The organism is Paraburkholderia solitsugae, assembly GCF_013177695.1.
GTDB classification, from domain to species: Bacteria; Pseudomonadota; Gammaproteobacteria; order Burkholderiales; family Burkholderiaceae; genus Paraburkholderia; species Paraburkholderia solitsugae.
Genome location: NZ_WOEY01000070.1, coordinates 18213 through 38586 on the forward strand (window position 1 = coordinate 18213; position 20374 = coordinate 38586).

The window sequence follows — 20374 nt, forward strand, 5'->3', positions numbered from 1 at the left end:
AGTTTGACCACGCTCGTTTGACCACGCTTTAGCGCGCCTTACCGAAACGGATACCCGTATGTCTATCAAGATTCGCAAACTCGATTCCAGTGCTCCCGACTTCCAGAAGTCGCTGCACGCGGTGCTCGCGTTCGAGGCGAGCGAAGACGAAGCAATCGAGCGCTCGGTCGCGCAGATTCTGAACGACGTGAAGGCACGCGGCGACGCTGCGGTGCTCGAGTACACGAACCGCTTCGACCGTGTCGAGGCGAAAAGCGTTGAGGCGCTCGAGTTGCCGATGTCCGAACTCGAAGCGGCGCTCGAAGGCCTCGAGCCTAAGCGCCGCGCGGCGCTCGAAGCGGCGGCGGCGCGCGTGCGCGGCTACCACGAGAAGCAGAAGATCGAGTGCGGCAGCCATAGCTGGCAGTACACGGAAGCGGACGGCACCGTCCTCGGCCAGAAGGTCACGCCGCTGGATCGCGCGGGTATCTATGTGCCGGGTGGCAAGGCGGCGTATCCGTCGTCGGTACTGATGAACGCGATTCCGGCCCGCGTGGCCGGCGTGCGCGAAATCGTCATGGTTGTGCCGACGCCGGATGGCGTGAAGAATCCGCTGGTGCTGGCGGCTGCCTTGCTGGGCGGCGTGGATCGGGTGTTCACGATCGGCGGTGCGCAAGCGGTGGGCGCCTTGGCGTACGGCACGGAAACGGTGCCCGCAGTCGACAAGATCTGCGGTCCGGGCAATGCGTATGTCGCGTCGGCCAAGCGCCGCGTGTTCGGCACGGTCGGGATCGACATGATCGCCGGGCCGTCGGAAATTCTCGTGTTGTGCGACGGCACGACGGACCCGCGCTGGATCGCGATGGACCTATTCTCGCAAGCCGAGCACGACGAGCTCGCACAATCCATCCTGCTGTGCCCGGACGATGCATTCATCGCCCGCGTGCGCGACGCGATCAACGAACTGCTGCCTACCATGCCGCGTCAGGACGTGATCCGCGCGTCGCTCGAAGGCCGTGGTGCGTTGATCAAGGTGCGCGATATGGCTGAAGCCTGCGCGATCGCCAACGACATCGCCCCGGAACACCTCGAAATCTCCGCGCTGGAGCCGCATCAGTGGGGCCAACTGATCCGCCATGCCGGTGCGATCTTCCTCGGCCGCTACACCAGCGAAAGCCTCGGCGACTACTGCGCGGGGCCGAATCACGTGCTGCCTACGTCGCGTACCGCACGGTTCTCGTCGCCGTTGGGTGTCTACGATTTCTTCAAGCGTTCGAGCGTGATCGAGGTCAGTGCGGAAGGCGCGCAAACGCTCGGCGAGATCGCCGCTGAACTCGCCTATGGCGAAGGTTTGCAGGCGCACGCTCGCAGCGCCGAATACCGGATGCGGCAGAACGGCTAAGCGCGGCTGAACGCGGGGAGCCTGAGCACGGAAGCGGGCATCGAGCCGATGCCCGCGAACGCTGCCGACGGATTTCGCGCGGTTTCCCGTTTAAATAACGACAATACAGACCAACCTGGGGCAGTCCGCAAGCCGCCGATATCCGGCCGGCGTCTCCCGTGCGGCCCGGTTCACTGACTTATGACGACACCTCAAGACATCATCCGCCGCGACGTGCTCGCGATGACGAGCTATCCGGTTCCGGACGCCACGGGCTATATCAAGCTCGATGCGATGGAAAATCCGTTTCCGCTGCCACCTGTACTCGCCGCCCATCTGGGCGAGCATCTGGCCGGCGTCGCGCTGAACCGTTACCCGGCGCCGCGCCCGGAGGCGCTGATCGAAAAGATCAAGCGCGTGATGAGCGTGCCCGCCGGTTGCGACGTGCTGCTCGGCAATGGCTCGGATGAAATCATCAGCATGGTGTCGGTGGCGTGCGCAAAGCCGGGCGCCAAGGTGCTCGCGCCGGTGCCGGGTTTCGTGATGTATCAGATGTCGGCGAAGCTGGCGAATCTGGAATTCATCGGCGTGCCGCTGAAGGCGGATTTCACGCTCGACACCGAAGCGATGCTGGCGGCGATCGCCGAGCATGAACCGGCGGTCGTCTATCTGGCCTATCCGAACAACCCGACCGGCACGCTGTACGACGACGCGGACATGGAGCGCATCATCGCCGCCGCGAACAAAAGCCTGGTGGTGATCGACGAGGCGTACCAGCCGTTTGCGCAGCAAAGCTGGCTGCCGCGTGCCGATGCGTTCGACAACGTCGTCGTGATGCGTACCGTGTCCAAGCTCGGTCTGGCAGGCATTCGCCTGGGTTATCTGGTCGGCAAGCCCGCCTGGCTAACCGAATTCGACAAGGTGCGCCCGCCGTACAACACCAATGTGCTGACGCAAGCCGCCGCCGATTTCCTGCTCGACCACGTCGACGTGCTCGACACACAGGCCGCGCAATTGCGGGAAGAACGCACAAAACTCGCGCACGCCGTGGCCCAATTGCCGGGTGCCGAAGTGTTCCCGAGCGCCGGCAACTTCCTGCTGGTGCGGGTGCCTGACGCATCCGTTATGTTCGAAACGCTGCTGGCCGCACGGGTTCTGATCAAAAACGTGAGTAAAATGCATCCATTGCTGGTCAATTGCGTGCGTTTGACCGTCGGTTCGCCCGAAGAAAACGCCCAGTTGATCGCCGGACTGAAACTCGTGCTGCACTGAACGGCATGCCGAATGGCCGCGTGAGCGCTTTTCCCTACTGAGGGAAGCGCGCGCGGCTCGCCGTTTTCCCAACCCACACACCTATCGCTTTCTAGCTAGATTCGAGGAATTACCATGCGCCTTGCGGAAGTCGTTCGCAACACCAGCGAAACGCAGATCCGTGTGAAGATCAATCTGGACGGCACGGGTCAGCAGAAGCTGGCCACCGGTGTGCCGTTTCTTGATCACATGCTCGACCAGATCGCACGGCATGGATTGTTCGATCTCGACATCGAAGCGCATGGTGACCTGCATATCGACGACCACCATACGGTCGAAGACGTCGGCATCACGCTCGGCCAGGCCGTCGCGAAGGCAATCGGCGATCGGAAGGGCATTTGCCGCTACGGTCATTCTTACGTGCCGCTGGACGAAGCGCTGTCGCGCGTCGTGATCGACTTTTCCGGCCGTCCGGGCCTCGAATTCCATGTGCCGTTCACGCGTGCGCGCATCGGCACGTTCGACGTCGATCTCTCCATCGAATTTTTCCGCGGATTCGTGAACCACGCCGGCGTCACGCTGCATATCGATAACCTGCGCGGTCTGAACGCCCATCATCAGATGGAAACGGTCTTCAAGGCCTTCGGGCGTGCGTTGCGTATGGCCGTCGAGATGGACGAACGCGCGGCGGGGCAGATTCCGTCGACCAAGGGCAGCCTTTAAGCGCCCATTTACGAGCCTCGAGACCAGGACCGGCTGCGCTTGCCCGCACCCGGTGTGCGATGGACATTCTGAAGTCGTTTATTTCGCTGCTGGCGCTGATCAACCCGGTCGGCGCCATTCCGTTCTTCATGAGCCTGACGGCGCATCAGAGCGACGTCGAGCGGCGCAGGACCATCCGTATCGCGGCGATTTCGGTGTTCTGCGTGATCGCGGTGACCACGCTGCTCGGCCAGCAGATCATCAGCTTCTTTGGCATTTCGGTCGGGTCGCTTGAAGTGGGCGGCGGGATCATCATGCTGCTGATGGCGATCAACATGCTGAACGCGCAGATCGGTAACAGCCGTTCCACGGCGGAAGAGCGCGATGAGGCCGAGCAGAAGGACAACATCGCGGTCGTGCCGCTGGCGATCCCGCTGCTAACCGGCCCGGGCGCGATCAGTACCACGATTATTTATGCGGCCGGCTCGGCGCATTGGTACGACCGGCTCAGCCTGATCGCGATCGGCGCCGTGTTGGCGGCGATCTGCTTTTTTTCGCTGCGCCTCGCTGAACCGATTGCCCGCTGGGTCGGTCGCACGGGTATCAACATCGGCACGCGGCTCATGGGGTTGATGTTATCGGCGCTGGCGGTGGAATTCATCGTCGATGGATTGAAGGCATTGCTGCCTAACTTGAAATGAAAACTTCGATAGCGATTGTGGATTACGGAATGGGCAACCTGCGCTCGGTTGCCCAGGCATTGCGCCACGCCGCGCCGGAAGCGGACGTGGCGATCGTCGATCAACCCGACGCGATCCGCTCGGCTGATCGCGTGGTGCTGCCCGGCCAGGGCGCCATGCCCGACTGCATGCGCAGTCTGGCCGAATCCGGCCTGCAGGAAGCGGTCATTGAAGCCTCGCGCAACAAGCCGTTGATGGGCGTGTGCGTCGGCGAGCAGATGCTGTTCGACTGGAGCGCCGAAGGCGATACGCCTGGCCTCGGCCTGTTGCCCGGTAAGGTGCTGCGCTTCGACCTTGAAGGTCAGGTGCAGGACGACGGCTCGCGCTTCAAGGTGCCGCAAATGGGCTGGAACCGCGTGCGCCAGGCGCAGCCGCATCCGTTGTGGGACGGCGTCGCCGATAACGCGTTCTTCTACTTCGTGCATAGCTATTACGTCGTGCCGGACAATGCCGCCCATACGTCGGGCGAAACGGTGTACGGTGTGCCCTTTACCTCGGCGGTGGCGCGGGATAACATCTTCGCGACCCAATTCCATCCGGAAAAGAGCGCCGAAGCGGGGCTGCGCGTGTATCGCAACTTCGTGCACTGGAACCCGTGAGCGCCTTTCTTCATCCTGTTGCCCTGCGCCGTTCCGCCACAAGCGGAGCGTTGGCCGTGCGCCACAACCGCAGCAAGACGATTTCGCTCCAAACCGACGCTCCGCAAGGGCGTCGAAAGAGTTGTACTAAACTAGCGAAACGGCGTTGTGGCGGGCTGGCTTCTCAGCCGCTGCCGCCGACCTTCAACCACCTCCCAGACAACACCCGATTGCTATGCTGCTGATTCCCGCCATCGACCTGAAAGATGGTCACTGTGTACGCCTCAAACAGGGCGATATGGACCAGGCGACGATATTTTCCGAGGAACCGGCGGCGATGGCCCGGCATTGGGTCGATCGCGGCGCCCGCCGTCTGCACCTCGTCGACCTGAATGGCGCGTTCGCCGGCAAGCCGAGAAACGAAGACGCGATTCGCGCGATCATCGAGGAAGTAGGGGGCGAGATCCCCGTCCAGCTGGGCGGCGGCATTCGCGACCTGAACACGATCGAGCGCTATCTGGACGACGGTTTGTCGTACGTCATCATCGGCACGGCCGCGGTGAAGAATCCGGGCTTCCTGCAAGATGCGTGTACGGCTTTCGGCGGTCATATCATCGTCGGTCTGGATGCGAAAGACGGCAAGGTTGCTACCGACGGCTGGAGCAAGCTGACCGGGCATGAAGTGGCGGATCTGGCGCGCAAGTTCGAGGACTACGGCTGCGAGTCGATCATCTACACGGACATCGGCCGCGACGGCATGCTGCAGGGCATCAACATCGAAGCGACGGTGCGTCTCGCGCGCGCGGTGAAGATTCCGGTGATCGCGAGCGGCGGTTTGTCGAACCTTACGGACATCGAATCGCTGTGCGAAGTCGAGGACGAAGGCATCGAAGGCGTGATCTGCGGCCGGGCAATCTACTCGGGCGATCTGGACTTCACGGCGGCCCAGACCCTCGCGGACCGGCTGCGCGAATCGGACGACGCGTAAGTTTCACCGCTTGAAGCGTCGCGGTCGACCCGGAATCGACGCAGCAGTGGACTTAAAAGCGGACGCAACGGCGCGTCCCTGAAGCGCGTCAAGCCGCAGGTGTTTCTGTTCGACATCCTCGCGGCCTGACGCGGCGAGCCGCGCCGGCACAGTGCCGCTCGTGAAGATTCAGGCGAGCGGCCTCATCAGCGGTATTGGCAGAATTGCAAGATCATGGCTCTAGCTAAACGCATCATCCCCTGTCTCGACGTCACGGCTGGACGCGTGGTCAAGGGCGTCAACTTCGTCGAACTGCGCGATGCGGGCGACCCGGTCGAAATTGCCCGTCGCTACGACGAGCAGGGCGCCGACGAACTGACCTTCCTCGACATCACCGCCACGTCCGACCAGCGCGACCTGATCCTGCCGATCATCGAAGCGGTCGCCTCCCAGGTGTTTATTCCGCTGACGGTCGGCGGCGGCGTGCGCGCGGTCGAAGACGTGCGGCGCCTGCTGAACGCGGGCGCGGACAAGATCAGCATGAACTCGTCGGCGGTCGCGAATCCCCAACTCGTGCGCGACGCAACGGACAAGTACGGTTCGCAATGCATCGTCGTCGCCATCGACGCCAAGCGCGTCTCCGCGGACGGTGAACCGCCGCGCTGGGAAGTCTTCACGCATGGGGGCCGCAAGGCCACCGGCCTCGAAGCCGTCGAATGGGCGCGCAAGATGGCCGAACTGGGCGCGGGTGAAATCCTGCTGACCAGCATGGACCGTGACGGCACCAAGAGTGGCTTCGATATCGCGCTCACGCGGGCGGTGTCCGATGCGGTGTCGATTCCGGTCATTGCCTCGGGCGGCGTCGGCTCGCTGCAGCATCTGGCCGACGGCATCAAGAACGGCCACGCGGACGCGGTATTGGCCGCCAGCATCTTCCACTACGGCGAACATACCGTGGGCGAGGCCAAGCGCTTCATGGCCGATCAAGGTATTTCGGTGAGGTTGTGACGTGGTGAATCCCTCGGCAGCAGAGTGGCTCGACAAGGTCAGGTGGGACGCGAACGGCCTCGTGCCGGTGATCGCGCAGGAAGCGTCGACCAACGACGTGCTGATGTTCGCGTGGATGAACCGCGACGCATTGGCGAAAACCATTGAAACCGGCCGCGCGGTGTATTTCTCGCGCTCGCGCCAGCGCTTGTGGTTCAAGGGCGAAGAGTCCGGCCACGTGCAGCATGTACATGAAGTGCGGCTCGATTGCGACGAAGACGTCGTGCTGCTGAAGGTCGAGCAGGTGTCGGGCATCGCGTGCCACACCGGCCGCCACTCGTGCTTTTTCCAGAAATTCGAAGGCACGGTTGACGATGGCGGCTGGGTCGCCGTCGATCCCGTGTTGAAAGACCCCGAACACATCTACAAATGACGCAATCCACGCACTCCACGGAACCCGCTTCGTCCACTAAGGACACGCTGCTGCGCCTCGCGGCCATCATCGACGGCCGCAAGGGCGGCGATCCGGACGTCTCGTATGTGTCGCGCCTGTTCCACAAAGGCGATGACGCGATTCTCAAGAAGATCGGCGAAGAAGCCACCGAAGTCGTGCTGGCCGCCAAAGACGCGCGTCACGGCGGCGCGCCGAAGGCACTGGTCGGCGAAGTGGCGGACCTGTGGTTTCACTGCCTCGTGATGCTGTCGCATTTCGACCTGAGCCCGGCCGACGTGCTCGCCGAACTTGAGCGCCGTGAAGGCTTGTCGGGCATCGAGGAAAAGGCGCTGCGCAAGAGCCGCGAGCGCGAGGAAAACGGCGACTGATTGTCGCCGCTTTGTCGCCCGTGTCTTGAAGTGGCGAACGTCGGCACCGACATTGCACTGAACGCGTAGGATCGCATCCTCGGGAGGACGCAAGCATGGAACAGTCGCAAGGAAATTATCCGCCGCCGGTCTACCGCAACGCGATCGAGCCCGAGCGCGAACGCAGTCTGCGCACGCTCACGCATGTGCTGTACGCACTGTATGCGGTTCATTGGCTGACGGGCGGCCTGACGATTCTGATCGCGATCATCATCAACTACGTGAAACGGCCCGATGTGGTGGGCACGCCTTACGAAGCGCATTTCGAGTGGCAGATCCGCTCGTTCTGGATGGCCTTGGCAGGTTATGCGATTGGTGCCGTCCTGCTGTTCGTGGTGATCGGTATTCCGGTTCTGTGGGCCGTCAGTATCTGGATGTTGTACCGTATTATCAAAGGCTGGCTGTATCTGTACGATAACAAGCCGCTTGCGAATCCGCGTGCCTGGTTTTGAGTTGAGTCCGGTTGCGGCCGGGCGGAACATGAACGGTGCTGCATCACGCCGCGCGCGCTAGCCATACTGTGTCAGGAATACGATGAGTCACAACCCAAACTGTCTTTTCTGCAAGATCGCCGCCGGCGAGATTCCGTCGACCAAGATCCATGAAGACGAAGAGTTTGTTGCCTTCCGCGACATCCGTCCGGCAGCTGAAACGCATGTGCTGGTGATTCCCCGCAAACACGTTGCCACGCTGTCGAATTGCACCGAAAGCGATGCACCTCTGCTTGGTAGAATGCTTGTTCTGGTGGCGCGTCTGGCCGACCAGCTGGGCGTGGCGTACAGCGGTGGCGAAACCGGTTTTCGCACGGTAATCAATACCGGACCGGGCGGCGGGCAAGAGGTGTATCACCTGCACGCGCACATCCTTGCAGGGCCGCGTCCGTGGCACCGAATGGGCTGACAAATAACGGCGGGCCGCGAGGTGCGCGGCGAGTTTGGGCCGTCGACCCTAGCGCGGCCATTGTTTTTGCTGCACTGTAACGACGCCGACGTGATCGTCAGGTCACAATGACACACCGGTCGCGGGTTGAATCGGAACAGTCTGCAGTAATGTATAGATGAAGCGTACGCGCTTCGAGTCACGCCGCAAGGCGGACGAATTTTGCCGCATCGCGGTGCGGTGTCGGGGTTAAGGAGAGTAGTCATGGGTTCGTTGAGCATTTGGCATTGGCTGATCGTGTTGCTGATCGTAGCGCTCGTATTCGGCACGAAGAAGCTGCGCAATATCGGCACCGATCTGGGTGGCGCGGTGAAGGGTTTCAAGGAAGGCATGAAGGAAGCCGAAACGCCCGCAGGTGACGCGCAGCAGCAGCGCGAACTGCCGCGTAACGGCACCGTGGATGTGGATGCGAAGGAAAAGACGCCGCGTTCCGGCGATTACCGCTAAGCCGCGGCCCAACCGCGTTACTGACGGACACTTCACTTCATGCTGGACCTCGGTCTAACCAAGATGGCGCTGATCGGCGTCGTCGCGCTAGTCGTACTCGGGCCTGAGCGCCTGCCTCGCGTCGCCCGCACGGCCGGCGCGCTGTTCGGCCGCGCGCAGCGGTATATCAACGACGTGAAGGCCGAAGTCACCCGCGAAATCGAACTCGACGAATTGCGCCGCATGAAAACCGAGTTCGAAGCGGCGGCGAGCAACGTCGAAACCAGCGTTCAGGACAATCTGCGCAAGCATGAATCCGAACTGAACGATGCGTGGAATAGCGGCACGTCGGTGTCGCCGAGCATTGCCGGCGGCGGCGCGCTTGAAGATGTCAGCAATTCGCCATGGCAGACCAGCACGCCACCGTCAGGCCCCAAACGCAAGAACTGGCGCGTCAAGCAGACGGCCATGCCCACCTGGTACAAGCGGGCCACCACGCGCCGCACGCGCGTGCAATCAGGTGCGGCACGCGTGGCGCGGCATACGCCGGCCAGCATGCGTCGTCAGACGCGGTTCTTCTGATGATCAGAACGACAATCTCTAACCGAGGGCCGGTGTGAGCGACCCCCAGCAAACCCAAGACGAAGGCACTGAAGAGACCTTCATTTCCCACCTCGTTGAATTGCGCGACCGTATCATCCGCGCCGGCCTTGCCGTCATCGTGGTGTTTGTCGGGCTCGTGTATTGGGCGCCGGACATCTTCCGGCTGCTGGCGCGGCCCTTGATGCAGAATCTGCCGAAGGACGGCAAGATGATCGTCACCGACGTCACCGGCTCGTTCTTCGTGCCGATGAAGGTGACCATGATGGTCGCCTTCGTGATCGCGCTGCCGGTCGTGCTGTACCAGATCTGGGCGTTCGTCGCGCCGGGTCTGTACCAGCATGAGAAGAAGCTGGTCGGGCCGCTGGTGGGTAGCAGCTACACGCTGTTCCTGTGCGGTATGGCGTTCGCGTACTTCGTGGTGTTTCCGACCATCTTCCGCGTGATGGCGCACTACAACGCGCCGCTTGGCGCGGAGATGAACACCGATATCGACAACTACCTGAGCTTCGTGCTGACCATGTTCCTCGCGTTCGGGGTGACGTTCGAAGTGCCGATTGTCGTGGTGCTGCTGGTCCGCATGAACGTGCTGACCATCAAGAAGCTCAAGGAAATCCGTCCGTATGTGGTCGTGGGCGCGTTCGTGATTTCAGCGGTGGTGACGCCGCCGGACGTGTTCTCGCAGCTGATTCTGGCGATTCCGCTGATCGTGCTGTATGAGGCGGGGATCATTGCGGCGCGGTTGATTGTCGGCAAGCAGAGACCCGTGGTTGCCGACGACAGTCCGCCGAATTGAACGTAACGCACTTCAAGCGCTAGATCAGTGCTGGCTTGGTGAGCCACAAAGGCCAGCAAAACAAAAAGGGCAGTCCATGACGGACTGCCCTTTTTGTTTTGCTGTGGCGCTGCTGTTTGGCTCTCAGTGTCAGCCGGCAGCGCTGGTCAACGGCACCGCCGCGTGCTCGGCTGAGGTCGGTGCCCCCGTTGTGCTGCTTGCGGCTGTGCCCTGTTCTTCAACTGCCGACGCGATGCCGGCTGTCGCTGCGCATTAGCCGCCGTGCAATCAACCGCCGTCATCGTCCTGGTCGCCGCCGCCATTCTCTTCGGCCGGCTGCTTCGGCGGAGGCGGGCGCTTACCGATGGTCACGTCCAGATCCATCTCGCGGCTCTTGCGCACCAGGTGGACCTTCGCATCCGTGCCCGGCTTGATCTGTGCGATGACATTCAACAGGCGCGTGGTGTCGGTGATCTCCTGGCCATTCACGCTCACCAGGATGTCACCCGGCTTGATGCCCGCCCGGTCGGCCGGACCGTTCTTCAGCACACCCGCGACGATCGCGCCCGACTTCTGTTCGAGCCCGAACGATTCGGCGATTTCCGGCGTCACGTCCTGCGGCTCCACGCCGATCCAGCCCCGCGTGACCGAGCCGGTCGTAATGATGCTCTCCAGCACGCTGCGCGCGGTCGACACAGGAATGGCAAAGCCGATGCCGAGCGAGCCGCCCGAGCGCGAATAGATTGCGGTATTAATGCCGAGCAGGTTGCCGTTCACGTCGACCAGTGCGCCACCCGAGTTACCCGGGTTGATGGCCGCGTCGGTCTGAATGAAGTTTTCGAAGGTGTTGATGCCGAGGTGATTGCGCCCGAGCGCGCTGACAATGCCCATGGTCACCGTCTGGCCGACGCCGAACGGATTGCCGATCGCCAGCACCACGTCGCCCACGCGCGTCTGGTCCATGCGGCCGAGCGTGATGGTCGGCAGGTTGGTCATGTTGACCTTCAGCACGGCCAGATCGGTCTCAGGATCGACGCCGATCACCTTCGCATTGGTGGTGCGGCCGTCGGCCAGCGCGATTTCGATCTGATCGGCGCCGTCCACGACGTGCTGGTTCGTTAGAATGTAACCTTCCGAACTCACTATCACCCCTGAGCCGAGATTCGACGCGGGTTGCTGCTCCTGCTGCTTGCCTTTGTTCTTGTCGCCGAAGAAGTAGCGGAACAAAGGATCTTTCGCGCGCGGATCGGGCGGCAGTGAGCCATCCTTGCTGGAGAACACATTGACGACCGCGGGCATGGCTTTTTGCGCGGCGTCTGCATAGGACGCCTGTGCCGGGCCGGTGCCGATGCCTGGCGCCACTTCCCGAAGGGCGACGATCGGTTCGGCGAGTTGCTTGCCGAATTGCCCTTGACGCTGGAGCCACTGCGGTTTGAGGGTCGCAATGATGAACATCAGCGCCAACAGCACGGTCACCGCTTGGGCAAAGAACAGCCAAAAGCGTCTAAGCATCTGAAGACTAGAGGTTTATATGGATCGGATCGAACTTGAATTGTACTTGAACAATCTTCTTGAAACCGCGCGCTTCAAGGACTATTGCCCCAATGGATTGCAGGTGGAAGGGCGCCGCCGCGTCAATAAACTCGCGACCGGCGTGACCGCTTCGGTGGCCTTCCTCGAGGCCGCGCTCGACTGGGGCGCGGACGCGGTGCTGGTCCATCACGGCTACTTCTGGCGCAACGAAGCGCCGCAGATCACCGGGCGCAAACACGCGCGGCTGAAGCTGCTGATCGCCAACGACCTGAATCTGTTCGCCTATCACCTGCCACTCGACGACCATCCCGAGTTCGGCAACAACGCGCAGATCGGCGCGAAGATGGGCTGGATCAGCGACGCGCGGTTCGGCGAGAACGATCTCGGCTGGCTCGCCACGTTTCCGATGCCGATCACGCTCGCGCACTTCACGGCGCAAGTCGAGCAGACGCTCGGCCGCACGCCGCTCGTGTTCGGCGACCCGGATCGCGAACTGCGCCGCGTGGGCTGGTGCACGGGCGCCGCGCAGGGCATGTTCGAGGCCGCGATCAATGCCGGCGCTGACGTCTACCTGACCGGCGAAGTGTCGGAGTCGGTGATGCACACATCGGCGGAAAGCGGCGTCGCATTCCTTGCCGCCGGCCATCACGCCACCGAGCGCTTCGGCGTGCAGGCGGTGGGCAAGCATCTGTCCGAGCACTTCGATATCGAACACCTGTTTATCGATATCCCCAATCCCGTTTGAATTGAAAATGGGCATTAGATAAGAAAAAGGTGCGAATAACGCAGAGGGCGCTTAAAAGGAGGTACAAAAAAGTTTGCGATCCGTACGGAGAAACCCTGATTTATCAAAGGCTTCGCACGGTTTTTGGCAATGGGGCCTTGTAAATGCCGACTCCATTCGCGCAAACTAGCGGCGGTAGAAGAGACGTGAAGGAAAAATCCAACTCAGAAGTGGGGCGTGTGATGCGAGACAAGGAAGATGAACGCGTCGACGGCAGCCGCCGTACCTGGCTGATAGCGACGACCGTAGCAGGTGGCATAGGAGGCGTTGCCACTGTCGTACCCTTTGTTAGTTCGTTTGCACCATCTGAAAAGGCCAAGGCAGCAGGTGCCCCGGTCGAAGTCGATATTAGTGATCTCAAGCCCGGCGACATGAAGACCGTCGCTTGGCGCGGTAAGCCGGTGTGGATCATCAACCGCACCGACAGAATGCTCGCCGATGTCCAGAAAGCCGATAACGAAGTAGCGGACCCCCACACCACGAATCCTTTTTCGATGCCGTTGCCGGAGTATTGCAACAACGAATACCGTTCACGCACCGACCACAAGAACCTTTTCGTCGCCGTCGCCGTGTGCACCCATCTGGGCTGTACGCCGACGCCGCGCTTCCAGGAGGGGCCGCAGCCCAATCTTCCAGACGACTGGCCAGGCGGCTTCCTGTGCCCTTGCCACGGGTCGACCTATGACATGGCCGGCCGCGTCTTCAAGAACAAACCTGCGCCGCAGAATCTCGACATCCCGCCTTATATGTTCACGTCGGCCACCAGCCTCGTGATCGGCAAGGACGAGAAAGGAGAAGCGTAATGGCGATCGACCACGAAGTAGAGACGACCGGGCTGGTTGGCTGGATCGACCGGCGCTTCCCCATGACGTCCACTTGGAAGAAGCACGTTTCCGAGTACTACGCGCCGAAGAACTTCAACTTCTGGTACTTCTTCGGTTCGCTCGCGCTGCTGGTGCTGGTCAATCAGATCGTCACCGGCATTTTCCTCACGATGAACTACAAGCCCGACTCGACGCTCGCGTTCGCGTCGGTCGAGTACATCATGCGCGAGGTGCCGTGGGGCTGGCTGATCCGGTATATGCACTCCACCGGCGCGTCGATGTTCTTCGTCGTCGTGTATCTGCATATGTTCCGCGGGCTGATGTACGGCTCGTACCGCAAGCCGCGCGAACTGGTGTGGGTGTTCGGCTGCGCGATCTTTCTGTGCCTGATGGCCGAGGCGTTCTTCGGCTACCTGCTGCCGTGGGGCCAGATGTCGTTCTGGGGCGCGCAGGTGATCGTGAACCTGTTCTCGGCGATTCCGTTCATCGGGCCGGATCTGTCGCTGTGGATCCGCGGCGACTACGTCGTGTCGGACGTGACACTGAACCGCTTCTTCGCATTTCACGTGATCGCGATTCCGTTGGTGCTAATCGGCCTCGTAGTCGCTCACCTGGTGGCGCTGCATGAAGTGGGGTCGAACAACCCCGACGGCATTGAGATCAAGGCGAAGAAGGGCCCGGACGGTATCCCGCTCGACGGTATTCCGTTTCACCCGTACTACTCGGTGCACGACTTCATGGGCGTGTCGGTGTTCCTGATCATTTTCGCGGCGATCATTTTCTTCGCGCCGGAGATGGGCGGGTATTTCCTCGAAGCGAATAACTTCATTCCCGCCAATCCGCTGCAAACGCCGCAGGAAATTGCGCCGGTGTGGTATTTCACCGCCTTCTATGCGATGTTGCGGGCCACCACCGATCCGTTCAAGATCGTCCTGATGATTATCGTCGCGCTGCTTGGTCTCTATTCACTGGTGCGCGCGCGCGGCAAGTGGAAGCTTGGCTTGCCTGTGCTCGCAGTGCTGGTGGTGCTGGCCATGGCGTTCACCGAATCGAAGTTCTGGGGTGTGGTGGTGATGGGCGGCGCGGTGATCTCGCTGTTCTTCCTGCCGTGGCTCGACCGCTCGCCGGTGAAGTCGATCCGTTACCGGCCGTTTTTTCACAAGGTGTTCTACGGGATCTTCGTACTCGCATTCCTGACGTTGGGCTTCCTCGGCACCAAACCGCCGTCGCCCGCCTCGACGTTGATTGCCCAGATTTGTGCGCTGATCTACTTCGCGTTTTTCCTCGGCATGCCCGTCTGGACGCGGCTTGGCACGTTCAAGCAGCCGCCCGAGCGGGTGCGGTTCAAGCCCCACTAATCGCGAGCCAGGAGAACACGACAATGAAAAAACTGCTTTCGACGTGCGCGCTGATCGGCGCGACACTGCTCGCGGTGCTGGCCGGCCCGGCGCACGCGGACGAGAATTTCCCTCTCGACCGCGCGCCCGATAACGCGGAGAATTTCGCTTCGTTGCAGCACGGCGCGCAATTGTTTGTAAACTATTGCCTGAATTGCCACAGCGCGAATCTGATGCGCTACAGCCGGCTGACCGACCTCGGCATTGCGCCGAGCGAAATTCAGTCGAACCTGCTTTTCGCCACAGATAAAATCGGCAACACCATGACCGTGGCGATGCGCCCGGACGACGCGAAAGCGTGGTTCGGCGCGAGTCCGCCGGACTTGTCGGTGGAAGCGCGGGCGCGTGGCAAGGACTGGCTGTACACGTATCTGCGCAGTTTCTATCGCGACAATACGCGGCCGACCGGCTGGAACAATCTGGTGTATGAAAACGTGAGCATGCCTCACGTGCTGTGGCAGCTTCAGGGGCAACGTACCGCGAAGTTCGGTGACGAAGTCGATGAAAAAACAGGCGAAACGGTACACAAATTTGTCGGCTTCCAACAGGTCACGCCGGGGACGATGTCGCCGGTAGATTATGATTCTGCTGTGGCCGACCTCGTGTCGTACCTGTCATGGATGTCCGAACCAACGCAGAAAACCCGCAAACAGCTTGGCGTGTGGGTGCTGTTGTTCCTCGGGGTCCTGAGCTTTTTCGCCTGGCGACTGAACGCCGCGTACTGGAAAGATATCAAATAATCACGCCGTCATCCGGCGTGGGGCCGGCGCCAGGAAAAACCTGTTGAACGGTTTTTCCGCGCGCTGGCCTTTCAGCTTTTTGAGGAAACGTAAATATGATGGTTCTGTATTCCGGCACAACTTGCCCGTTCTCCCAGCGCTGCCGGCTGGTGTTGTTCGAAAAGGGCATGGACTTCGAGATCCGCGACGTCGACCTGTTTAACAAGCCGGAAGACATCGCTGTGATGAATCCGTATGGTCAGGTGCCGATTCTCGTCGAACGGGACCTGATTCTGTACGAATCGAACATCATCAACGAGTACATCGACGAGCGCTTCCCGCACCCGCAACTGATGCCGGCCGATCCGGTTCAGCGCGCCCGCGCCCGCCTGTTCCTGCTCAACTTCGAAAAGGAACTGTTCGTCCACGTCGGCACGCTCGAGAACGAAAAGGGCAAAGCCGCTGAGAAGAATCACGAGAAGGCACGTCTCGCGATCCGCGATCGCCTGACGCAGCTTGCACCGATCTTCCTGAAGAACAAGTACATGCTCGGCGAAGAGTTCTCGATGCTCGACGTCGCGATCGCGCCGTTGCTGTGGCGTCTGGACCACTACGGCATCGAGCTGTCGAAGAACGCTGCACCGCTGATGAAGTACGCCGAGCGCATTTTCAGCCGCCCGGCTTATATCGAAGCGCTGACGCCTTCGGAAAAGGTGATGCGTCGTTGAGTTTGGCTTTGGGGTGAGGGCGCCGCGTCTCGATTGCTTTCCGTGTGCGCCCAAACCCGGTAAGAGGACTGTTGATGCAAGAGATTTCAACCAAGCCGTATCTGCTGCGCGCGCTGTACGAATGGTGCACGGATAACGGCTACACGCCGCATATTGCGGTCCGGGTCGACAATCAGACGCGCGTGCCGCGGCAGTTCGTGCGCGATAACGAGATCGTGTTGAACATCAGCTTCGAGGCGACTAGCCAGTTGCAGATGGGCAATGAATGGATCGAGTTCAGCGCGCGCTTCTCCGGCAAGTCGCACAAGATCGAAGTGCCGATCGCCAATATTCTCGCGATCTACGCCCGCGAAAACGGGCAGGGCATGGCGTTCCCGGTCGAGTCGGCAGGCGGCGAAGCGCAGGATTCGGGCGCCGATGCGGAAGTGGCAGACGAAACCGTGCCGCCGGCCGCGCCGCGCGCGGTCGAAGCGTCGCCAGCGGCCGATGCCGCTGCCGCCAAAGCGGACAGCGCGACGGATGGCCCGCAGCCTGACGATGATGGATCGAAAGGTGGCGGAAGGGCTCGCCTCAAGATCGTAAAATGAAGTAGAATCACGGCCTCATGCCGGCTTAGCTCATCAGGTAGAGCGCTTGACTTGTAATCATGAGGTGGCGGGTTCGAGTCCTGCAGCCGGCACCAGTTGTACGGAAACGGGTTTCTGAAGAATTTCAGAAGCCCGTTTTTTTTATGCCTGGAGGGGATCAGGCTGTGCGGATATCTCCCGTCGCCAGTGCGTCGCCGCGGGCAGTTGGAATCCCGCCTGAACCTTGCTGGGCGTGCGTTTGGCGGCCGCTGCCTCAATCTCAGGAGACGCGAAATCTCGTCGATTCCGCGTGTTGAGTGAGGCGAAGAACGGCGCATTTTTGCCAGATCTCATTCACCTTGTCGATTGTGGACATTTAAGTCTACGCGATCTCACTAATTGCCGGCAGACCACGGCAAAAGGCAGTGGCATCGGCCAGGTCCCGGTGGCCGTCCACAGATACCGTCCCGCGAACCGGACCGGGAGAGGTACTATTCGGGCGTCAGTCGGCATCGCAAGAAAATCACTCCGGCGGGCAACGCCCCCCGAGACGCGACGTTTCACCGCGTCACTCCCGCAACACAGACCCCACCTTCATCATGACCAGCCCCGCAACCATCACCTGGCGCGAAGCCGACGGCCCCCGCTCCGCGCGTTGGCGCTCCGAAGCCGCGGTGCCGCCGCCCAAGCGCGTCGTCGTCGCGGACGACCGCACTACCGCCGACTCGGCCTATCGCCTCGCCTGCGAAGGGACGGCGCTACTGTGGAACGGCGATTTTCAGAACGCCCGCCAACTGCTGCAGGCGGTCACGCGCCGGTTGGAGCGCAAGCCGCGCAAGCAGGGCGAAACGCCGATCGACGCGTTCAACCTGCACCGTCAGGCACAGTCGCAACGCGGCCGCACGCTCGGCATGATTCTGATTCCGCTCGACGCCGCTTACGGCATCCCGCTTCGCCGCGCGCCTGAAGTGCAGCAGGCCTGCATCGAAACCTACGGGCCGTCTACCGACGAACCCTCGGTCGTGTCGCTGCGCGAATTGCTCGGTCTGATCGGCGCGCACGAATGGCGCAAGAAGGGTGTGGAAATTCCCGCGCTGGCTGAGCGCATCCACCCGCACTACGGCGTGTTCTCGCCGGTGCGCGGTGAATATGTGGATCTGGTCGCGCGCACGCCTTTGCCGTCTTTGAACAAGGCGTTCGATATCGGCACCGGCACGGGCGTGCTGGCCGCGCTGCTCGCCAAACGCGGCGTGAAGAAAATCGTCGCGACCGACCAGGACCCGCGAGCGCTTGCCTGTGCGCGGGAAAACCTCACGCGTCTTGGCTACGATCAGCAAGTCGAGATCGCGCAGGCCGATCTGTTTCCGGAAGGCCGCGCGCCGCTGGTGGTCTGCAATCCGCCGTGGGTGCCGGCACGACCCGCATCGCCGATTGAATACGCAATCTATGATCCGGAAAGCCGCATGCTGCTCGGTTTTCTGAACGGCCTGGCGGAACATGTGTCGCCGGGCGGGGAAGGCTGGCTGATCATGTCGGATTTCGCCGAGCATCTCGGTTTGCGTACGCGCGAGTGGCTGCTTGCCGCCATTGAAAAGGCGGGGCTGACGGTGGTTGGTCGCGAGGATATTCGTCCGCGGCACCCCAAGTCGACCGACGAAACCGATGCGCTGCACACGGCGCGCATGGCTGAAGTGACGTCGCTCTGGCGCCTGAAGCCGCGCTGAATGTGTGCATTGAGGCGCCGCTGGCGAGCGGCGTGTCAGACCGGCACGCCGCGTGCCGCGAGATACGCTAATGCGCCGCGTCCTGCTGCCAGCCCGCTGGCGAAGCAGGCGGTGAGCAGATAACCGCCCGTCGGCGCTTCCCAGTCCAGCATTTCGCCCGCGCAGAACGCGCCGGGCAGACGTTCGATCATCAAATGCTGATCGAGCGCTTCGAAGGGGATGCCGCCCGCGGTGCTGATCGCTTCCGCGATAGGCCGGGCGCGCGTGAGCCGTACCGGCAGCGCCTTGATTGCGTGCGCAAGACCATTCGTATCGGCGAAGGCTTCCTTCGACAGAACCTCATGCAGCAAGGCCAGTTTTACGCCACTTATACCGATTCTGCCGTGCAGGTGAGTCGACATCGAGCGCGAGCCGCGCGGTCGCGTGACCTCGGCCACGACACGCTCCAACGTCAAACCTGGCGCCAGGTCCAAGGCGATCGTGACGTCGCCGTCGGCCAGAATTCGCTCCCGGATCGCTGCTGACAGCGCGTAAATCAGGCTCCCTTCGAGGCCCGTTTCGGTCAGAAGTATTTCACCTTGTCGATTGTGGACTTTATTGTCTACATCGGTGAGCGTGATGGCCACCGATTTCACCGGCTGGCCGGCGAAACGCTCGCTCAGATAGGGACTCCAGTCCGCATCGAAGCCGCAGTTCGCAGGTCGCAACGGCGTCACCGGCACTTCGCGTGCGTTCAGCAGCGGCACCCAGGCAGCGTCGGATCCGAGCCGCGGCCAGCTGGCGCCGCCGAGTGCGAACACCACGGCGTCGCAGGCCACGCGTTGCTCGCCGTCGGGTGTGTCGAAGCGCAACGTGTGCGCGGCGGTGTTGCTGTCATCATTGTCCCAACCCGTCCACTTGTGGCGCATGTGAAAGCGCACGCCGGTGTCTCTCAACCGATGCAACCACGCACGCAGCATCGGCGCCGCTTTCATATCGGCCGGGAAAACCCGCCCAGAACTGCCGACGAAGGTTTCGACGCCGAGCGCATGCAACCAGGCGCGCAAGGCGTCGGGACCGAACATATCGAGGAGCGGCGCGATCTGATCGCGGCGCGCGCCGTATCGGCCAAGAAACGGCTCGAGCGGTTCCGAATGCGTGATGTTCATGCCGCCTTTGCCCGCCATCAGGAATTTGCGGCCAACGGACGGCATCGCGTCGTAGACGTCGATCTGTACGCCGTGCTGGGCGAGCGCCTCGGCGGCCATCAAGCCGGCGGGGCCGCCGCCGATTACGGCGACGCGGGCGGAATCGAAGGAGGATGACATGCGGTCCTGCGGATGAGCGGAGGGACGGCGCGTTGGCTCGATCTGACAATCGGGTGGCGCGAAGGGCGCTATTTTCACACCGCGGGCAGCGCAGGGCAAACCGGCGGTTGCATGCCGGATCAGCAGGCCGAAAAACGCTGGGTTCGGGCGCTTTCGACTCCGCTGAGTTTGCGCTCCCGACTTTGCAATCCCCACGCGCGAACTATACTTTTCAAACGCCTTCCATCGGAAGCAGTGCGCGTCTTCCCCGTGTCAGACTAACCCACCGCTCTCATTCCGCCCGACGTGGCTCATGCTGCCGCGTCGCGGCTGGCGACGTGGTCTGCGCACCTGCTGTTTGTCTGGATGTGTCGACGTTTGATCAAGGAGATTGCCATGACTCGCAAATACATCGACTGTCGCGAGTTCCCGAGCGAAATGAATTGCACCGTTGCCCTATCCGCCGACAGCGAGAGTGAATTGCTCGACGCGGCCGTGCAGCATGCCGTCACGGTACACAAACATGCGGACTCGCCGGAACTGCGCTCGCAACTCAAGACGCTGTTTCATGAGGGCACGCCGCCAGTCGAGGCACCGCGCGCGTGATTCGTCGTCCTTTCCCCTGAG

Annotated in this window: 24 protein-coding genes and 1 tRNA gene; 23 read left to right on the forward strand and 2 right to left on the reverse strand. The window is 61.8% G+C overall.

Features of this window, described 5'->3' with window-relative positions:
- The first annotated feature begins 58 nt into the window (after nt 1–58).
- The 14 genes from hisD (at nt 59) to tatC (ending at nt 10207) form a co-directional block, all read left to right on the forward strand.
- Nucleotides 59–1381 carry a histidinol dehydrogenase gene (hisD, locus tag GNZ12_RS18105; protein WP_172312152.1) on the forward strand — a complete coding sequence of 441 codons (1323 nt, stop codon included), beginning with the start codon at nt 59–61 and terminating at the stop codon, nt 1379–1381.
- A gap of 180 nt (nt 1382–1561) precedes the next feature.
- A complete protein-coding gene (gene hisC, locus GNZ12_RS18110; RefSeq protein ID WP_172312154.1) occupies nt 1562–2632 on the forward strand; it encodes a histidinol-phosphate transaminase in 1071 nt (356 codons plus the stop codon).
- Between the two features lie 114 nt (nt 2633–2746).
- Entirely contained in the window at nt 2747–3334 is a 588-nt protein-coding gene (gene hisB / locus GNZ12_RS18115; protein WP_159001953.1) for an imidazoleglycerol-phosphate dehydratase HisB, read from the forward strand.
- Nucleotides 3335–3393: 59 nt separating this feature from the next.
- A complete protein-coding gene (locus GNZ12_RS18120) occupies nt 3394–4014 on the forward strand; it encodes a YchE family NAAT transporter (RefSeq protein ID WP_172312156.1) in 621 nt (206 codons plus the stop codon).
- Nucleotides 4011–4652, forward strand: coding sequence for an imidazole glycerol phosphate synthase subunit HisH (gene hisH, locus GNZ12_RS18125; RefSeq protein WP_172312158.1), 642 nt, complete (start codon nt 4011–4013; stop codon nt 4650–4652). Before GNZ12_RS18120 ends, hisH begins: the two co-directional genes overlap by 4 nt.
- A gap of 214 nt (nt 4653–4866) precedes the next feature.
- Complete coding sequence (gene hisA / locus GNZ12_RS18130) at nt 4867–5619, forward strand: 1-(5-phosphoribosyl)-5-[(5-phosphoribosylamino)methylideneamino]imidazole-4-carboxamide isomerase (protein ID WP_172312160.1); 753 nt, start codon at nt 4867–4869, stop codon at nt 5617–5619.
- Between the two features lie 213 nt (nt 5620–5832).
- Entirely contained in the window at nt 5833–6606 is a 774-nt protein-coding gene (gene hisF / locus GNZ12_RS18135; protein WP_172312162.1) for an imidazole glycerol phosphate synthase subunit HisF, read from the forward strand.
- 1 nt (nt 6607) lies between these two features.
- Nucleotides 6608–7018: a phosphoribosyl-AMP cyclohydrolase gene (gene hisI / locus GNZ12_RS18140; protein ID WP_171983686.1), complete on the forward strand. Its 411-nt coding sequence runs from the start codon at nt 6608–6610 to the stop codon at nt 7016–7018.
- The gene (locus GNZ12_RS18145; protein ID WP_172312164.1) at nt 7015–7407 is read left to right on the forward strand and encodes a phosphoribosyl-ATP diphosphatase; all 393 of its coding nucleotides are present in this window, start codon (nt 7015–7017) and stop codon (nt 7405–7407) included. The genes hisI and GNZ12_RS18145 overlap by 4 nt, the downstream gene beginning before the upstream one ends.
- 95 nt (nt 7408–7502) lie before the next feature.
- Nucleotides 7503–7898 carry a DUF4870 family protein gene (locus tag GNZ12_RS18150; protein WP_172312166.1) on the forward strand — a complete coding sequence of 132 codons (396 nt, stop codon included), beginning with the start codon at nt 7503–7505 and terminating at the stop codon, nt 7896–7898.
- A gap of 82 nt (nt 7899–7980) precedes the next feature.
- The gene (locus GNZ12_RS18155; RefSeq protein ID WP_172312168.1) at nt 7981–8346 is read left to right on the forward strand and encodes a histidine triad nucleotide-binding protein; all 366 of its coding nucleotides are present in this window, start codon (nt 7981–7983) and stop codon (nt 8344–8346) included.
- Between the two features lie 243 nt (nt 8347–8589).
- On the forward strand, nt 8590–8832 hold the full coding sequence (gene tatA, locus GNZ12_RS18160; RefSeq protein ID WP_074282046.1) for a Sec-independent protein translocase subunit TatA: 243 nt from the start codon (nt 8590–8592) through the stop codon (nt 8830–8832).
- 39 nt (nt 8833–8871) lie between these two features.
- Nucleotides 8872–9393 (forward strand): Sec-independent protein translocase protein TatB, encoded by a 522-nt coding sequence (gene tatB, locus GNZ12_RS18165; protein ID WP_172312170.1) that lies wholly within the window; start codon nt 8872–8874, stop codon nt 9391–9393.
- 34 nt (nt 9394–9427) lie between these two features.
- A complete protein-coding gene (gene tatC / locus GNZ12_RS18170) occupies nt 9428–10207 on the forward strand; it encodes a twin-arginine translocase subunit TatC (protein ID WP_172312172.1) in 780 nt (259 codons plus the stop codon).
- A gap of 267 nt (nt 10208–10474) precedes the next feature.
- Here tatC and GNZ12_RS18175 read toward each other — a convergent pair whose 3' ends face one another.
- Nucleotides 10475–11698: a Do family serine endopeptidase gene (locus GNZ12_RS18175; protein ID WP_172312174.1), complete on the reverse strand. Its 1224-nt coding sequence runs from the start codon at nt 11696–11698 to the stop codon at nt 10475–10477.
- Between the two features lie 19 nt (nt 11699–11717).
- On the opposite strand from GNZ12_RS18175, the gene GNZ12_RS18180 reads away from it, so the two are divergent.
- The 8 genes from GNZ12_RS18180 (at nt 11718) to GNZ12_RS18215 (ending at nt 18461) form a co-directional block, all read left to right on the forward strand.
- Entirely contained in the window at nt 11718–12464 is a 747-nt protein-coding gene (locus tag GNZ12_RS18180; protein ID WP_172312176.1) for a Nif3-like dinuclear metal center hexameric protein, read from the forward strand.
- Nucleotides 12465–12685: 221 nt separating this feature from the next.
- Nucleotides 12686–13306, forward strand: a complete 621-nt coding sequence (petA, locus tag GNZ12_RS18185) for a ubiquinol-cytochrome c reductase iron-sulfur subunit (RefSeq protein ID WP_172312266.1) — start codon at nt 12686–12688, stop codon at nt 13304–13306.
- Nucleotides 13306–14685 carry a cytochrome b gene (locus tag GNZ12_RS18190; protein ID WP_172312179.1) on the forward strand — a complete coding sequence of 460 codons (1380 nt, stop codon included), beginning with the start codon at nt 13306–13308 and terminating at the stop codon, nt 14683–14685. Before petA ends, GNZ12_RS18190 begins: the two co-directional genes overlap by 1 nt.
- A 23-nt stretch (nt 14686–14708) precedes the next feature.
- Entirely contained in the window at nt 14709–15464 is a 756-nt protein-coding gene (locus GNZ12_RS18195; RefSeq protein ID WP_172312181.1) for a cytochrome c1, read from the forward strand.
- A gap of 95 nt (nt 15465–15559) precedes the next feature.
- Nucleotides 15560–16171: a glutathione S-transferase N-terminal domain-containing protein gene (locus GNZ12_RS18200; protein ID WP_006052302.1), complete on the forward strand. Its 612-nt coding sequence runs from the start codon at nt 15560–15562 to the stop codon at nt 16169–16171.
- A gap of 74 nt (nt 16172–16245) precedes the next feature.
- Nucleotides 16246–16758: a ClpXP protease specificity-enhancing factor gene (locus tag GNZ12_RS18205; RefSeq protein ID WP_172312183.1), complete on the forward strand. Its 513-nt coding sequence runs from the start codon at nt 16246–16248 to the stop codon at nt 16756–16758.
- A 19-nt stretch (nt 16759–16777) separates the two neighbouring features.
- Nucleotides 16778–16853 (forward strand) — tRNA-Thr (locus GNZ12_RS18210).
- 483 nt (nt 16854–17336) lie between these two features.
- Nucleotides 17337–18461: a methyltransferase gene (locus GNZ12_RS18215; RefSeq protein ID WP_172312185.1), complete on the forward strand. Its 1125-nt coding sequence runs from the start codon at nt 17337–17339 to the stop codon at nt 18459–18461.
- A gap of 35 nt (nt 18462–18496) precedes the next feature.
- Here GNZ12_RS18215 and GNZ12_RS18220 read toward each other — a convergent pair whose 3' ends face one another.
- Nucleotides 18497–19768: a TIGR03862 family flavoprotein gene (locus tag GNZ12_RS18220; protein ID WP_172312187.1), complete on the reverse strand. Its 1272-nt coding sequence runs from the start codon at nt 19766–19768 to the stop codon at nt 18497–18499.
- A 375-nt stretch (nt 19769–20143) separates the two neighbouring features.
- On the opposite strand from GNZ12_RS18220, the gene GNZ12_RS18225 reads away from it, so the two are divergent.
- Complete coding sequence (locus GNZ12_RS18225) at nt 20144–20353, forward strand: DUF1059 domain-containing protein (RefSeq protein ID WP_028199661.1); 210 nt, start codon at nt 20144–20146, stop codon at nt 20351–20353.
- The last annotated feature ends 21 nt before the right edge of the window (nt 20354–20374 follow it).

Bases quoted from the DNA above. Each gene is read 5' to 3' on its own strand.
- GNZ12_RS18215 (WP_172312185.1), top strand. From the start codon at position 17,337: ATGACCAGCCCCGCAACCATCACCTGGCGCGAAGCCGACGGCCCCCGC.
- tatB (WP_172312170.1), top strand. From the start codon at position 8,872: ATGCTGGACCTCGGTCTAACCAAGATGGCGCTGATCGGCGTCGTCGCG.
- GNZ12_RS18190 (WP_172312179.1), top strand. From the start codon at position 13,306: ATGGCGATCGACCACGAAGTAGAGACGACCGGGCTGGTTGGCTGGATC.
- hisB (WP_159001953.1), top strand. From the start codon at position 2,747: ATGCGCCTTGCGGAAGTCGTTCGCAACACCAGCGAAACGCAGATCCGT.
- GNZ12_RS18180 (WP_172312176.1), top strand. From the start codon at position 11,718: ATGGATCGGATCGAACTTGAATTGTACTTGAACAATCTTCTTGAAACC.
- hisF (WP_172312162.1), top strand. From the start codon at position 5,833: ATGGCTCTAGCTAAACGCATCATCCCCTGTCTCGACGTCACGGCTGGA.
- GNZ12_RS18220 (WP_172312187.1), bottom strand. From the start codon at position 19,768: ATGTCATCCTCCTTCGATTCCGCCCGCGTCGCCGTAATCGGCGGCGGC.
- GNZ12_RS18145 (WP_172312164.1), top strand. From the start codon at position 7,015: ATGACGCAATCCACGCACTCCACGGAACCCGCTTCGTCCACTAAGGAC.
- GNZ12_RS18120 (WP_172312156.1), top strand. From the start codon at position 3,394: ATGGACATTCTGAAGTCGTTTATTTCGCTGCTGGCGCTGATCAACCCG.
- petA (WP_172312266.1), top strand. From the start codon at position 12,686: ATGCGAGACAAGGAAGATGAACGCGTCGACGGCAGCCGCCGTACCTGG.
- hisD (WP_172312152.1), top strand. From the start codon at position 59: ATGTCTATCAAGATTCGCAAACTCGATTCCAGTGCTCCCGACTTCCAG.
- GNZ12_RS18175 (WP_172312174.1), bottom strand. From the start codon at position 11,698: ATGCTTAGACGCTTTTGGCTGTTCTTTGCCCAAGCGGTGACCGTGCTG.
- GNZ12_RS18200 (WP_006052302.1), top strand. From the start codon at position 15,560: ATGATGGTTCTGTATTCCGGCACAACTTGCCCGTTCTCCCAGCGCTGC.
- hisH (WP_172312158.1), top strand. From the start codon at position 4,011: ATGAAAACTTCGATAGCGATTGTGGATTACGGAATGGGCAACCTGCGC.
- GNZ12_RS18225 (WP_028199661.1), top strand. From the start codon at position 20,144: ATGACTCGCAAATACATCGACTGTCGCGAGTTCCCGAGCGAAATGAAT.
- GNZ12_RS18155 (WP_172312168.1), top strand. From the start codon at position 7,981: ATGAGTCACAACCCAAACTGTCTTTTCTGCAAGATCGCCGCCGGCGAG.
- hisA (WP_172312160.1), top strand. From the start codon at position 4,867: ATGCTGCTGATTCCCGCCATCGACCTGAAAGATGGTCACTGTGTACGC.
- hisC (WP_172312154.1), top strand. From the start codon at position 1,562: ATGACGACACCTCAAGACATCATCCGCCGCGACGTGCTCGCGATGACG.
- tatA (WP_074282046.1), top strand. From the start codon at position 8,590: ATGGGTTCGTTGAGCATTTGGCATTGGCTGATCGTGTTGCTGATCGTA.
- GNZ12_RS18150 (WP_172312166.1), top strand. From the start codon at position 7,503: ATGGAACAGTCGCAAGGAAATTATCCGCCGCCGGTCTACCGCAACGCG.
- GNZ12_RS18205 (WP_172312183.1), top strand. From the start codon at position 16,246: ATGCAAGAGATTTCAACCAAGCCGTATCTGCTGCGCGCGCTGTACGAA.
- GNZ12_RS18195 (WP_172312181.1), top strand. From the start codon at position 14,709: ATGAAAAAACTGCTTTCGACGTGCGCGCTGATCGGCGCGACACTGCTC.